Origin of the sequence: Paenibacillus sp. B1-35 (assembly GCF_050474385.1) — a bacterium.
Taxonomy (GTDB): Bacteria; Bacillota; Bacilli; order Paenibacillales; family Paenibacillaceae; genus Paenibacillus_B; species Paenibacillus_B alvei.
In genome coordinates, this window is record NZ_JBCHVJ010000001.1 from 1,595,722 (window position 1) to 1,609,382 (window position 13,661).

General features: G+C 48.0%; 14 protein-coding genes. 6 read left to right on the forward strand and 8 right to left on the reverse strand.

Annotated elements, in window-relative coordinates; all coding sequences use genetic code 11:
• Window positions 1-7: 7 nt before the first annotated feature.
• The 7 genes from ACQ5BJ_RS06855 to ACQ5BJ_RS06885 all read right to left on the reverse strand — a co-directional run bounded on the left by ACQ5BJ_RS06855 (window position 8) and on the right by ACQ5BJ_RS06885 (window position 8,113).
• On the reverse strand, window positions 8-961 hold the full coding sequence (locus ACQ5BJ_RS06855) for an isochorismatase family protein (protein WP_005546386.1): 954 nt from the start codon (window positions 959-961) through the stop codon (window positions 8-10).
• 238 nt (window positions 962-1,199) lie between these two features.
• Window positions 1,200-2,828: a (2,3-dihydroxybenzoyl)adenylate synthase gene (locus tag ACQ5BJ_RS06860; protein ID WP_005546385.1), complete on the reverse strand. Its 1,629-nt coding sequence runs from the start codon at window positions 2,826-2,828 to the stop codon at window positions 1,200-1,202.
• 3 nt (window positions 2,829-2,831) lie between these two features.
• Window positions 2,832-4,088 carry an isochorismate synthase DhbC gene (gene dhbC / locus ACQ5BJ_RS06865; protein ID WP_005546383.1) on the reverse strand — a complete coding sequence of 419 codons (1,257 nt, stop codon included), beginning with the start codon at window positions 4,086-4,088 and terminating at the stop codon, window positions 2,832-2,834.
• 44 nt (window positions 4,089-4,132) lie between these two features.
• Window positions 4,133-4,918 carry a 2,3-dihydro-2,3-dihydroxybenzoate dehydrogenase gene (locus ACQ5BJ_RS06870; RefSeq protein WP_005546381.1) on the reverse strand — a complete coding sequence of 262 codons (786 nt, stop codon included), beginning with the start codon at window positions 4,916-4,918 and terminating at the stop codon, window positions 4,133-4,135.
• Window positions 4,919-4,933: 15 nt separating this feature from the next.
• Window positions 4,934-5,785 (reverse strand): alpha/beta hydrolase, encoded by an 852-nt coding sequence (locus ACQ5BJ_RS06875; RefSeq protein WP_040735894.1) that lies wholly within the window; start codon window positions 5,783-5,785, stop codon window positions 4,934-4,936.
• Window positions 5,786-5,806: 21 nt separating this feature from the next.
• Window positions 5,807-6,847 (reverse strand): ABC transporter substrate-binding protein, encoded by a 1,041-nt coding sequence (locus tag ACQ5BJ_RS06880; protein ID WP_372515402.1) that lies wholly within the window; start codon window positions 6,845-6,847, stop codon window positions 5,807-5,809.
• A 48-nt stretch (window positions 6,848-6,895) separates the two neighbouring features.
• Complete coding sequence (locus tag ACQ5BJ_RS06885; protein WP_430109231.1) at window positions 6,896-8,113, reverse strand: AraC family transcriptional regulator; 1,218 nt, start codon at window positions 8,111-8,113, stop codon at window positions 6,896-6,898.
• A 758-nt stretch (window positions 8,114-8,871) separates the two neighbouring features.
• Here ACQ5BJ_RS06885 and ACQ5BJ_RS06890 point away from each other — a divergent pair.
• The 4 genes from ACQ5BJ_RS06890 (at window position 8,872) to ACQ5BJ_RS06905 (ending at window position 11,077) form a co-directional block, all read left to right on the forward strand.
• On the forward strand, window positions 8,872-9,573 hold the full coding sequence (locus ACQ5BJ_RS06890; protein ID WP_430109234.1) for an aspartate/glutamate racemase family protein: 702 nt from the start codon (window positions 8,872-8,874) through the stop codon (window positions 9,571-9,573).
• A 229-nt stretch (window positions 9,574-9,802) separates the two neighbouring features.
• Window positions 9,803-10,120, forward strand: coding sequence for a PAS sensor protein (locus tag ACQ5BJ_RS06895; RefSeq protein ID WP_430109238.1), 318 nt, complete (start codon window positions 9,803-9,805; stop codon window positions 10,118-10,120).
• A 242-nt stretch (window positions 10,121-10,362) separates the two neighbouring features.
• On the forward strand, window positions 10,363-10,599 hold the full coding sequence (locus tag ACQ5BJ_RS06900; protein WP_430109241.1) for a hypothetical protein: 237 nt from the start codon (window positions 10,363-10,365) through the stop codon (window positions 10,597-10,599).
• Entirely contained in the window at window positions 10,550-11,077 is a 528-nt protein-coding gene (locus tag ACQ5BJ_RS06905; protein ID WP_430113388.1) for an IS3 family transposase, read from the forward strand. Before ACQ5BJ_RS06900 ends, ACQ5BJ_RS06905 begins: the two co-directional genes overlap by 50 nt.
• Before the next feature lie 32 nt (window positions 11,078-11,109).
• On the opposite strand, the gene ACQ5BJ_RS06910 is transcribed toward ACQ5BJ_RS06905, so the two are convergent.
• On the reverse strand, window positions 11,110-11,895 hold the full coding sequence (locus ACQ5BJ_RS06910; RefSeq protein WP_430109244.1) for a hypothetical protein: 786 nt from the start codon (window positions 11,893-11,895) through the stop codon (window positions 11,110-11,112).
• A 439-nt stretch (window positions 11,896-12,334) separates the two neighbouring features.
• Between ACQ5BJ_RS06910 and ACQ5BJ_RS06915 the strand changes: the two genes are divergently transcribed.
• Together ACQ5BJ_RS06915 and ACQ5BJ_RS06920 are read left to right on the forward strand one after the other, a co-directional pair.
• Window positions 12,335-13,216 carry a ComEC/Rec2 family competence protein gene (locus ACQ5BJ_RS06915; protein ID WP_005546366.1) on the forward strand — a complete coding sequence of 294 codons (882 nt, stop codon included), beginning with the start codon at window positions 12,335-12,337 and terminating at the stop codon, window positions 13,214-13,216.
• Between the two features lie 5 nt (window positions 13,217-13,221).
• Window positions 13,222-13,440 (forward strand): DUF3006 domain-containing protein, encoded by a 219-nt coding sequence (locus tag ACQ5BJ_RS06920; RefSeq protein WP_005546365.1) that lies wholly within the window; start codon window positions 13,222-13,224, stop codon window positions 13,438-13,440.
• The last annotated feature ends 221 nt before the right edge of the window (window positions 13,441-13,661 follow it).

Consider the following 13,661-nt stretch of genomic DNA (forward strand, 5'->3'; position numbering starts at 1 on the left):
CCTCCTTTTATATCGAGTAATAATCATAATTAGGCACCGAGTTACTGCTGAGCTTGGCGGACAAGAGCTCCCACCAGCTTGCTACCGTCGGCCGTTCCGCCAATTCTACGAAGCTCACTGCAATGCTGCTGCGCCGCCAACGTTCCACTAAGCTCATAATACGAATCGAGTCCATCCCCCATTGCGTGATTAGATTATCTTGATCGCCAATCGCAGACGGCTCCTCCTGCAGCAGCTCTGCAACCGTTTCGCGCACAGATTGCAGTGTTACCGAACAACCCGCTTCTGCTCCGGCTGTTTCTTCCGATTCTTGCTCGGCAGCATGACGGTTAAGAGCGTTCAGAACCCGTTCCGTCGTTGCCACTACTGCACAACGCTCTGCCGCATAGGTTAACGCCATGTGATGCTTGTCTAGCGAAAAATCAGCTACCGCATCTGCAATGAGGAAGGGCTGGACATCCTGCATAAATGCCTCGCACGAGGTCATCAGGCAGCCAATATGCGCGTAAATCCCACATACGAGCAGTTGATCCCGTCCGCGTTCCCGTAATATCTCAAGTAAATTCGTTTTCTGAAAGGCACTGTAGCGCCATTTCGTCATAAGAATATCGTTTACCCGCGGCGCCAGCTCGTCTATGAACTTTTTCTGGTACGGTCCGTCATTAATGCCTGCCCCCCAGAAGTCCTGCAGCAATCCGCGCTGCTCAGGGGTCTGCCCCCCTGGCTGCGCCGAGTACACGACAGGGATGCCTAGCTCCGTACAACGTTCGCGCAACTCCTTAATATTCGCAATCAATTCGACCAGCGGCGATTCGCCCGCCTGATAGGCATCGACGAAATACTGCTGCATGTCATGGATAAGCAGTACGGCACGGCTTGGATCCGGACTCCAGTCGACTCTGTTCTCTGGTAGCTCTGCCTCACTTGGCATTCGATATGGAAGGATAGTAGGAAGACCCATCATTTTTCCTCTTTTCTCTAATTTTTATAGGATAAACGCTGCAACAACACGAGACATTTTCATGAATAGGAAACCTCATCATTTACTTTTCACATACTCCTATAGGAAACTTCTTCCAGATAATCTCAGACACTTTTAGACAATTCTTTGGGCGCTAATTCAAGCACTTCTTCTGTTGCTTCTTCAGTAACTACTGCTAATGCTTCGTTACATCCATAAATGCATCTTCGCTTATCACTTACTTCTTGCTCAATGCCGCCTCCTGCTTCGCAGCGATCAGTTCCCGCAGCATCTTCTTGCTCACCTTGCCGACTCCCGTCTGTGGAAAGGATTCGACGAACTCTACGCGGTCGGGAATTTTATATGACGCAAGCCCTCTATCTCTTAGAAAAGCCTTCAACTCGCTGCCCGTTATGGCAGCTTCATATCGAATGACGAATGCACATGTGCGCTCGCCAAGGAATTCATCCGGCATAGACACAACAGCCGCATCATGCACACCAGGATGGGCAAGCAAATGATTCTCGATTTCCTCAGCCGCCACCTTATCTCCGCCTCGATTAATCTGATCCTTCGCCCGCCCTTCAATCACCAAATATCCAGCCGGAGTCATTCTGGCCATATCGCCTGTGCGATAAAAGCCGTCAGATGTAAAGGATCTTGCGTTGTGCTGCTCGGCTTTGTAATATCCGCGAATGGTATACGGCCCGCGCGTCAGCAAATGTCCCACCTCGCCCGGAGCCACTTCGTCATCCTCATCATCGACGATGCGGATTTCATCATATGGTGACATCGGACGGCCCTGCGTGTTGATTATCGTCTCCTCGGGGTCATCGAACCTCGTATAATTCACCAAGCCCTCTGCCATCCCGTACACCTGCTGCAGTGTGCAGCCAATCGTCGTTCTCACCCGCTTGGCAGCTTCTGCGCTGAACTTGGCGCCGCCAACCTGCAGCACTTGCAAATGGGAGATGTCGCAGCGGCGTGATTCCGCGGCATCCATCCAAATTAAGGCAATCGGCGGCACGACGGCTGCAATAGTGACGCGTTCCTTGGCAATAAGCGGGAAGGCTTCATCAGGACTTGCTCCGCGGGCAAGCACGATCCGCCCTCCTGCATATAGCGTGCCAAGCACGCCAGGAGAACTGAGCGGATAATTATGCGCAATCGGCAGTACCGCCAGATATACGCTGTGCTCATTCAATGCGCAAACTTCTGCGCTTATGCGCAGGCTATATATGTAATCGTCGTGCGTCCGCGGAATGAGCTTCGGCAAGCCGGTTGTCCCGCCAGATAATTGAAGGAAAGCAACGTCCCCGGAGCTCGGCCCCTTGATCTCGCCAATGCTCGGTTCGACATACAGATCATTCAGCGCTGTATACTCCCCTGGCTCACCCGCAACAATAATGCGGCGCGCATCCGGCAGCGTGTCCTTCACCTGCGCAGCAAGCTCGCGATAATCGAACCCCGCATCCTTGTCGGGGATGACATACGCGGCTGCCTGTGTGAACTCGCATAAGTAGCCGATCTCGTTCTTGCGGTGCACCGGCAAGGAAAAGACAGGCAGTGCTCCGATGCGAAACAGCGCAAATATGACTTCAAAGAACTGTGGAATATTAGGAAGCTGGACAATAACTCGATCCTGCGCCCTAATGCCCAAACGATAGAATCCAGCTGCCAGGCGATCTGCCTGTTCATCCAGTTCTGCATAGCTGACTCGCCGATCGCCGCTCACAATTGCAATGCGATCTCCATATTGGGCTGCACGGCGGCGCAGCATCGTGCCGAATGTCTCTCCCTGCCAGCATCCTTCCTGTCTATAACGTGCAGCAAACTCTTCCGGCCATGTCGGGCATCCTGCCAGCATCGTTCATCCCTCCTGCATCATCATCGGTTGTTGTTCATTCAGCCCGATCGCTTGCAGCAGCGTGCGAAGCTTGGCGGACGTCTCGGCTAGCTCCGCTTCCGCGGACGAGCCAACCACGATTCCCGCTCCCGCATAAAGACGCAGCGAGCGTCCCTCCACCTCCGCGCAGCGAATCGTAACGGCCCATTCTCCGTCTCCATTCGCATCGCACCAGCCGACTGCCCCCGTGAAGAATCCTCGCTCGAACGGTTCGATCTCCCGGATCACGTCCCGAGCCGCCTCCGTAGGCGTCCCGCAAATGGCAGGCGTCGGATGCAGCGCTAGAGCAAGCTCTAAGGAAGATATGGCATGATCCGCAAGCTCGCCGTTTATTTCCGTAGACAAATGCCACATTGTCTTCGTAGACACGAGCGACGGGCCTTCCGGCACATGAAGCTTGCTGCAATATGGACGGAGAGCAGATACGACCGCCTCAATGACGACCGCGTGCTCATGCAGATCCTTCTCCGACCTCAGAAGCTGGGCGGCACGCCGCTCATCCTCGATCGGATCATCACTGCGTGCCGCTGAACCAGCCAGCGGATTCACCTTGATTTGCATTCCCCGCTTCGTTACGAGCAGCTCGGGGCTTGCTCCAATTAACGTTTGGGCCGTTCCTGCCGCAGCAGACACGCCATTGTCTTTACTTACATGCTGCTGCTCCATCGTTAATGGCACTGCAAACGTATATCCACGGGTATTTTGGCAGAGCAACCGATGCAACAGGCGCTGCACATCAACGTCATGCGACAATGTCACTTCCAAGGATCGGGACAACACCACCTTCTGGAGCTCGCCCGATTGCAGCCGCTCAAGAACCTGGTTGACGCCCTGCTTATACTGTTCTGGCTCCGGAACTGCTCGTACGCTATAGCTGTCTCGTTCCGTTTCCTGTTGCAAATCATGCGTATCAATGCGCAACGGCTCGTACCGATGCACTTCCTTCGGTACATATAGGCGAACAGGCTCCTCCGCGTGAAACGGAATTGCTCCAACAACGACCGGGCAATCGCGGTCGCCCTGCCGAGCCGCATCTAACAGCTTCGCTACAGCCTGAGGCAAACTATCCTCATCTACAGCCTGCCATTCTACCAGCCGCGCCCATTCCCCGTGTGTCAGCAATGCTCCTTGAGGCGACGAGAACAAGAAGGATGAACCCGCCTGATATTGTTCCAAAAGCCGTATTCCCTCAGCTGTGGGAACGGCATCGTACTTTAACATGTCAATCGACTCCTTCCGCAATTTCTGCTCTTCTGATGTTTGCATCAACATCCCAATGTCGCGCCGCCATCAATGCACATATCGTGCATCGTGATGTGTCTTGCCTGTTCGGATGCGAGAAAAACGACAGCATCGGCAATATCCGATGGCTGAGCGATTCTGCCCAGCGGTATCCCGAGGCGGAACGATTCCGGCGAACCGGCAATCATCGCTTCGGCTCCGTTCTGTCCATTCCACAGTGAGCGCTGCATCTCGGTATCCGTAGAGCCCGGCGACACAATATTGCAGCGAATATGATGCCGAGCGTATTCCAAGCCTAGACACTTCGTGAACATCGTTGTGGCTGCTTTCGATGCCGCATAGGCGGACATATACGTACGCGGTACACCGGAGGCATTGGAACCTACGGTCACAATCGCTCCCGATCTGCGCTTGGCCATCCGCGTTACGACAGCGCGCGACATGTAGAATACGCCGTTGACATTGACCCGAAAGGTCGCCTGCCAATCTTCATCGCTCAGCGTCTCAATCGGGCCAGGCCGCAGTATGCCTGCCACATTGACAAGTACGCCGATTGGGCCAAGTTCCTTCTCAATCCGCTCCACCGTCACATCCACGGCGGAACTGTCGCCTACATCAACTGGATAAGCGGCTGCACGATATCCGTCTGTACCAAGCTCGGCTGCAAGGCTGACGCAGCCAGCCTCATTCCGATCGACGGCAGCCACGATTGCACCTTGAACGGCAAGCGCGCGCGACACCGCCTTCCCGATCCCCTGGGCCGCGCCTGTAACAACGGCCACCTTGCCTTCAATCCCTGAATATTTCATCCTGCCAACCTCTCTTTATTTGTCCGGGTTAAGTACGAATCGCAGCGCCCTGCTCACCAATATCGGAAGCACCGACACATGGCCTTCCTGCTCAAACTCCTTGTATTCTGCCTCTACTCCGATGTCTTCCGATATGGCCGACAAACGATTCGCCAATTCGCTGGCACGCTCGCAGTTACGGCATACATGCGTTTTTTCAAGCTCTCCTACACCAAGAAGCACCTGTGCAGGATATGAGCGATCTCCCGTTCTTGCTTGCTCGATAAAGTTCTGTTCCAGCTCTTGCATGTAATCCGGATTCCAATGGAGCGATGGACTGCCCGCGATGTAATATCGGAATGCCTCCGGCTGGCTGAACAGCGTATAGATCGTAAACAAACCGCCTAGCGAATGGCCAAACAGCGCCTGACGATCGCGGTCAATCTGGAACTCACTCTCGATCTGCGGCTTCAGCTCTTCCTCAATGAATTGCAGAAAAGCCCCCGCCCCGCCTTGCTCAGGAAGTGGCGTACCGTCAGAACGCTGCTTGAAGTCCTCAGCTGGCAGCGGCGTAAAATCGTAGAAGCGATCCGGGGCATACGGCCCATTCGTCTCATACCCAATGCCTACAACAATCGCGGGCAATACCCCTGTCTTATCCGGCCTACGGCATTGCAGCCGCAGCGCCTCCACCATCATGCTGAATACGGAATTGCCATCCAGCAAGTAAATGACCGGAAATCCGCTGGGTGGAGGCGATCCCATGGGCTGAGCCACCATAATCCGATACGTGCGCCGCTCCGCGCGTGAACGAAGTACCCATTGTTCCGCAAGAGGCAGCTCAATCCTATAGCGTGAAAACTTGGTAAGCGTTGGCGTTGAATTCATTTGTCCCAACCGGATTGCCCCCTATTCCGTCAACAATCGAACTGTGTCGTCAACGATTTTTTCGTACGCAATCAAGCCGCTCCCGAGCCAGTACTGGTTGTTCACTTCATAGACATGACCCTGCTTGGCCGCAGGCATGCTCTTCCAAATTGGACTGTCCATCATCTCCTTCATGCGGTCGCTTCCTTGATCGTAAGCGTTGATGACGAAAATATAATCAGCATCCAGTTCAGGAAGGACTTCTAGCGAGAGATTCGCGCTGTTCTCATTTCCAACCAGCTTCGTAATGCCAAGTCCCAAATCCTGATGCAGCACATATCCGCACAAATACTTGCCGCCCATCAGACTAATTCCTCTCGGCGCAAATCGAATAATAGCGACCTTTTTGTTCTCCGCAACCTTGCTCAGCTTCTCCTTACCGTCCGTTACCTTTTGCCGATAGGCCTGCAATGCCGCATCAGCCTCAGTGGACTTGCCGAGCAAGTCTCCAATTGTAGCAAGTGATTTTTCAATATTTCCAGACGCATTTTTAAAAACATACGTCGGTGCGATTTTTGCATAGCTTTCATAGGTTGTTGCGTCCTTAGCGTACGTTTCCGTATGTAGGATGATTAAATCCGGGTTGTAGGACATTAACACCTCCGGCGAAGGCAGCCCTGCTGACAAGTCCAGTTTCGGCACATCCTTCAGCTCCTCTTGCAGGTACTCATGCCCTTTCTTCCCGTTAGACCATTGCGCTACAGGTTTCACGCCTAGCTTCAGCAATGAGTCCTCCATGTTAGGGGCGAATATCCGCTTTGGTGCGGATGACAGCTTAAGTTCATGCCCTAGCTCGTCCGTTACGATCCGTTCTTCGGTTGCTGCTTCATTTTTTGCTCCGGCAGCAGCCGCCGCCACATTGGACGCGACTCCTTTTGCACCCTGAGGTTCGGATGCAGCGGATCCGTCCTCCTTCTTAGCGCTGCTGCAACCTGCAAGCAAGCTTCCGATAAGCACACAGCACAACAGTGCTGTTATTTGAATCTTCCAACTTTTTTTACGTGCATTCCGCCGACTCAACACAATATCTCCCCTTCATTGATAATGATTCTCAATCGACTTTGAGTATACTCACGTTTCGAAAGATTCACCATAGCTGTTATCCAGAACTGTGTTTGGACAATTTCCAGTAAAGAGAAGCAAAGCCTCATCCAGCATTCGGGCAATCGCAACAGCCGAATATTCAAACCAGGGATCAGCGGTTATCGGATGTACATGACCGTTCCGCACTGCTTGAAGCTGCTTCCACTCCAAAGAGTGCTGCAATGACAGCCAATATTTGCGGGAAGATGCCTCCGGACACACGGCAAGCAAAATTCGTTCGGGATTGAGCTCCTGCAGCTCCTCCATCGAAATCGTCGAGAGGCTGTGCTGCTCTCTTTCAAATGCAGACCTGATTTGCAAGTCATCGTACAACACTTCCTCCAAACCCCGATTGCGATACACAAATATTTGCGACTGGTAGATTCGCAGCGCTATAACGCGATCTCCCCCAAGAGTCCGTGTCGTTTGCGCGCGCCCGAATTTCACATTTTTTTCATAGCGATCGATCCATTGCTGTGCAAGCTCTTTCTTGTTCAAAAAACGGGCAATCCCCATAAGCTGCTCCCGCCAGCCTGCTTTACCCGGGACGATGTGAATAGGGGCAATCGAATTCAATTTGCTGCTCTCGCGCATTTTTAGCTGATCCGAGGCAATGATGACGTCCGGTCGTGCCCGGCACAGCTTATCCAGATTAATTTCAAACGTGAATTTATGATAAGGATCCGTTAACAGCAAATGCGTTTTAATTTTGCCGCTAAGTAGGTTGTAATAATAAGGAGACCACTTGGTATCGAGAGGTGCGGCCTCTGGGATAATGCCTAACGGGAGCAAATGGCCAATGGCCGAGGACTGGCAAACGGCGACTTGCCTCTTCGAATTTTTAGCGAAATCAGATGGCGACACGCCGACCTCCTTTTTGAACTTTCTGCTAAAATAAAACTCATCCTTGTAACCTACCTTCTGGGCAATCTCCCGCAGCCTTTCACCCGATCCCGCCAGCAGGCGCTTTGCATGCATAATGCGCACACCCGTCAAAAATTCCATCGCGCTCTGACCGAACGTACGTTTAAATAAATCCACAAAATATTTGGGACTGATATTCGCCATTTCCGCCAATTGTCCGATGGTGAGCTGCTCGTTGTAATGCCGCTCCATGAATAATTTAATCTCCTGCAAATCCGTCTTCTGCATGTGGCCCATCGCGTTCGAGCCGTTATCTGTATGCGCTGTTTCTATCGTACGCATAAATATCCCTCCCTCTTGAATTCGCGGTGCAGCAATTTGATGAGTAATCCAAAAATATATATATTGATAATGATTCTCATTTTCAAAATTAAACTAACATACCATTATAGGGAAGTCAATGAAAATATGGAAATACAAAAAAAGACCCCAACATCTGTTGAGGTCCTTTTACGTTACAATTTTATTTTTAATTTGAACCTATTCTGAACGTAAGCGGTGGTTCCATTTGATTCCTTAGAAACGTCGGCACACCTTTAGGTACGCTCAAAACGATCACCTTAGGCGATGGAGACTGCCAGGCATGTGTACAATTTCAATTTTTAATAGGTACTTTCAAAACCCAAGAAAATACCGCGACTACGCCCATTCTACCAAACAGCCACTTGAGCAAACAAGCCATATTTTCTTAACACTAAACAGACAAAAACTTATAGATTCCTTTTACTATCAACGATTTCCCCTTTATATCTCCTATTTATAATTTGTCGTCGATCCTCAAGACTTTTTACGCTGTTGGAGGTCAACGACAAAATTTTTACGTACATTTCGATTTAACCTGACCATCATTACTCTTTCCAATATTATAATATAGTACCATAGGAGAAGGAGGCATATAAAAAGAAACATAGAATCTACACATGAAATAACTTTTATTTCACTGTTACTAGCCGCTTGTTCAGCTTACCGTCAAATCAGAAATTAAATGTGGTTATGAACGGAGTAGAATAATCAGGCAACTATATGAATGGAGGGGCAACATGAAAGTAATTGGTTTGCTTGGCGGAATGAGTTGGGAATCCTCGGTTGAATATTATCGGGTCATTAATGAAGAGGTAAAAAGAAAACGGGGAGGACTGCATTCAGCAAAATGCCTTTTGTATAGTGTCGACTTTGAGGAGATTGAACAGTACCAGTCAGAAGGAAATTGGGAAAAAGCCGGGGCTGTACTAGCTAACGCTGCTCGTTCTTTAGAAAAAGGAGGGGCTGATTTTATCGTTATTTGTACGAATACGATGCACAAAGTTATCGATAATATCCAATCCAAAATCAATATCCCCATTGTACATATAGCAGACGCAACGGCAAGCAGAATTAAAGAAAACGGGCTTCGAACTGTCGGGTTACTTGGCACCAAATACACGATGGAGCAGGATTTTTATAAAGCCCGCTTGGAGCTGAATGGAATAAAGGTTATTGTACCCCATGCCACGGAGAGAGAACATATCAATAAGATTATTTACGAGGAATTATGTTTGGGCAAGATTCATCAGGAATCAAGGGATTATTATAAACGAGTGATCCATGGATTAATTAAAATGGGCGCTGAAGGAATCATTCTAGGATGTACAGAAATTGGATTGCTGGTAAAACCGGAGGATTCCAAGGTTCCTGTATTTGACACAACCTATATACATGCTGTTGAAGCTGTAAATTTATCTTTAAAGGAAAAACTAAAATGACCATCCCCCTATCAAGTATGAAAAGAAATCTTACGCTGCAGGCCGTTTCTCGGTATTCCACTGGGGAACGGTTTGTTGAGGTTCTTTTGAAGAAATTCCTTTCTCCCTTTGCCCATCTGTTCTTATAAAATCCCCGAGCATTCAAAACACCGCCGTATCAGCATATATTTCATTCCGATACATATGGATATTATATGATTTAATATACCAAATAAGGAAGGAGATAGTCGTGAATTACAAATTATGGTCATTCGTGTTGTCAGGTGTTTTGTTAGTCGGCTCGCTCACACCAACAGTAGGTGCAGCCCCGCCCCCCACAGCGCCAAACTCTGCAAAAGAAGATTATGCAGCCCAACGTACCGAACGAGTCGTATGGGCATATAACAAGAAATATTACCCTACGAGAGCATCCATCCCATCGACATATCACTACGATGATGGTAAGTACGCTGGTAACCTCAAAATTACGGTTGTCATCTCGTATAAAGATGGAGCCGGTGATTGGTGGGGTGTAACTTACGAGGGTCCTGTTTATCTAATTCACTAAGATCTGATAATGCCGCCCCTTAGAGTGGCTATAGAGTAAAGTTAAAATAAAAAGCCGCCCATAGTGGTAATATCCCCTCATGGTAGACAACGTAAAAAAGACATCTGTTAAGATGGACTTAAATCGTTATCGACCGGAGGGGATTTTTTCATGGGAGAACGGGGCCGTACGAATAACAGTTATCCTGAAGAATTAAAAATGCAAGCAGTTAAACTGGTAACCGAGGGGAATCGTACCGAGAGGTGGCCAAACAACTTAGGATTCGAAATAAGACACAGGTAGAAGTATGGTTGAAGCGGTATCAGGAAGGCCAACCATTTAAGCAAAAAGCCTTTCGTAAAGGACGACCGAAGATCAAGTTCACAAGCGTAGAAGAAGAAATGGCGGCGCTATTTCGGCAAGCAGGCGTCTGTTGTTCATCCCAATCGGATGGATCGCAAGTTCCATGCAGAAGCGCCGCTGCGCAAGCTGGTCACTGATATTACATACATTCGTGTGGGAGATCGTTTTGTATATCTCTCCGTAATCCAGGATCTATACAACAACGAGGTTGTGGCTTGGCATCTGTCCGAACGAAACGATCTCTCACTTGTTACAAAGACAGTGGACATCCTCAGCGAGAAAACAAATCTTACCGGTGCTCTTCTGCATTCTGACCAAGAGTTCCAGTACACCTCAAAGCCGTTTAACCGTATACTCACAAAGCTTGGGATCGTTGGTAGCCATTCTCGACGTGAAAACTGCTTTGTCAATGCCTGCATCGAATCGTTTTTTTCACATCTGAAAACCGAAAAAATATATCTAACCAATCTACGATCGATCTCTGACTTGGAACAAGTTATCCATGAATACGTTTCGTTCTACAACCATGAACGCTTTCAGAAGAAACTAAACGACCGTTCCCCGGTGGAATACCGAGAAACGGTCGCAGCATATTTTTTATTCTTGTCTACTTGACAGAGTTATGACCACTAGGAGCGGCTTTAAAATTATTTAGTCTTATATTCATTTACTTCGAACGTTAAGATCTTATCAAAGATAACGTAGTCTTTACGTGCGCTGAATGGTCCTTTGTTATTGTTGTGCTTGTCAATAGCATAGGATGCAGTTCCCGATCCAGCTTGTTTGTTTTCGTACCATGTGATGAATGCATTTACCTCATCCATGCTCAGATCAAATTCTTTTTCTAAACCTGTGATCATAGTGACCACTAAGATTGCTCTATCCCCTGATTCAGGCGTAGGTTCTGGCTTAGGATCCGGTGTGGGTTCTGGTTCTTGAGAATTGTTATAGAGATTAAATTCCCTGACATCTAAAGATTCTTTCAATCCATTAAATAGAAACACCTTATAAATTCCGCTTGTTTCAGGAATTTCGATTAGTCTTCCATCTGCTTGTTCAGCAGGAATTTCTAACAGATCTTGACCATTCACTTTAATGTAAGTGCCACTTTTATCGTAAAATCCTACACTAATAGCTTTAGTTGCACTAACTCTTAACGAAGTTACTGTAACCGGCTCCGAGAACGATTTAACAATATGATCTTGATTAGTCCCAACATTCCAACCCGACATTGTTACTGTTGTAGATTCATTGTTATCAGTGACCTCTGTTACTAGTGTTCCTGGCTTTGTTGCATCTGAGGCTAAATAAAGACCGACTCCGTCCAATATTCCCCCTCTGTAATCAGTAGCTGCAGATGTCTGCATTGGCATAGATACTACAGTCACTACAGCTAATGCTGCCATTAAAAATATTACGAAATACCTCTTCATGATGACACTCCCCATGTTGTTTATTCACATTCATATTACATTGTTAATGAGTATGTGTCCATATTCACATAAGCTCTTAAATTTGGTTAATTTCGATTGCTTAGCTATACGTTTTGTCCTATCCTATCGAATCTTAATATATGTTTTTTACATATAAGCATTTTCAAGATTTAACACAACCTACATACATGCTGTTGAAGCTGTAAGCATATCTTTAAACACGGGATTATAAAACAACAAAGTTACCCAACTCACCCAGATAGTGAGTGGCATGAAAGCACCTTCCCATGAGTGTTCTTATATCGCAGGATATAGCACAAATTTGAAGGTGTTTTTTGCTGAGCATGAGTTTTTTCTTATATAGAAATGAGACCAATATCAACTATCTTCATCCTTTATTCATTATGATAAAATAGATTAGTAGGAGAGGGAGGCATCTATGAAGAAACTATACTTACTATTCGTACTTTTGGCTGTATTTCTGACAGCCTGCTCGCCAGTGACTGCAAGTAGGGAAACCCAAGGAAACATCCATCAAGACAAGTCCACAACACACTCATCAGAAGTATTGAAGGTCTACTACCTTGACGTAGGGCAAGGCGATTCAACACTTATCCGCACGCCCAAAGGGCAGCATGTGTTAATCGACGGCGGGGACAACAGTCAAGGCGAGAATGTCGTGAAATATTTGAAGCAGTACGGCGTAAAAGAACTGGACGCAGTCATTGCCACTCACCCTGACGCCGATCATATCGGCGGTCTGGATACTGTGCTGAATGCGATTCCAGCTAAATCCGTATATGCGCCTAGAGTATCGCACACTACGAAGACATACGAAGATTTTCTATTCGCCGTCAAAAATCAGAAGCTCAAGATTAAATCCGCCAAAGCGGGTGTCGAGCTCCCGCTAAATGGGGTCCGCGCTGAGTTCCTAGGCCCTGTTGGGGACTATGGAAAGGATTTGAACGCCTGGAGTGCGGTTCTCAAGCTTACATACCAAAATACATCATACTTATTCTCTGGAGACGCTGAACGCAAAAGTGAAGCCGACATGGTGAAAAGCGGAGCCAACCTCAAAGCAGATGTATACAAAGTAGGGCATCACGGCTCGGATACGTCCTCATCCACTGAATTCCTACAGGCGATCAATCCAGCGTATGCGGTCATTAGCGCTGGCAAGGATAACAAATACGGGCATCCGAAAGACGTTATCATAAAGCGTCTCAAAACAGCCAACGTTAAAGTGTACCGAACCGATAAAGAGGGTACTGTCACTTCAATAAGTGACGGGAATTCAATAACATTTGAGAAGGCGAGGTAAAAGCATTGATTCAAGGTGTAATCGACCAAATTGAATGCGATATCGCAACCATAGAAGTTGAAGACGGGCATACCATCGAGTATCCGAAACACCTGCTGCCCGGTGAAGCTGAGGTTGGAGATGTGGTTCATATTCGTGGGAATGTAATTACTGTAGACAAACAAGCGACGGCAAAACGCAGAAAAGAAGTCGACCAATTGATGGATGAGTTATTTGAGGATTAGGCTCGACCTACCCGTCAGCACCCTTCGTCTGGACTTTCCCAGCACAGGGTGCTTTTTCTTTTCCCTCACCGAATAAAATAGATGCTGCTAACTTCTACATTTTACTCAGTCGGGTTCAAGTCGTTCAGCATATTGTAAACATATAAGTGTGAAAGGGAACTTTTAAACCGCTGTAAAAAACAAGCCCTGTAGTATGTGTGCCATATTTGCAATGACGATAC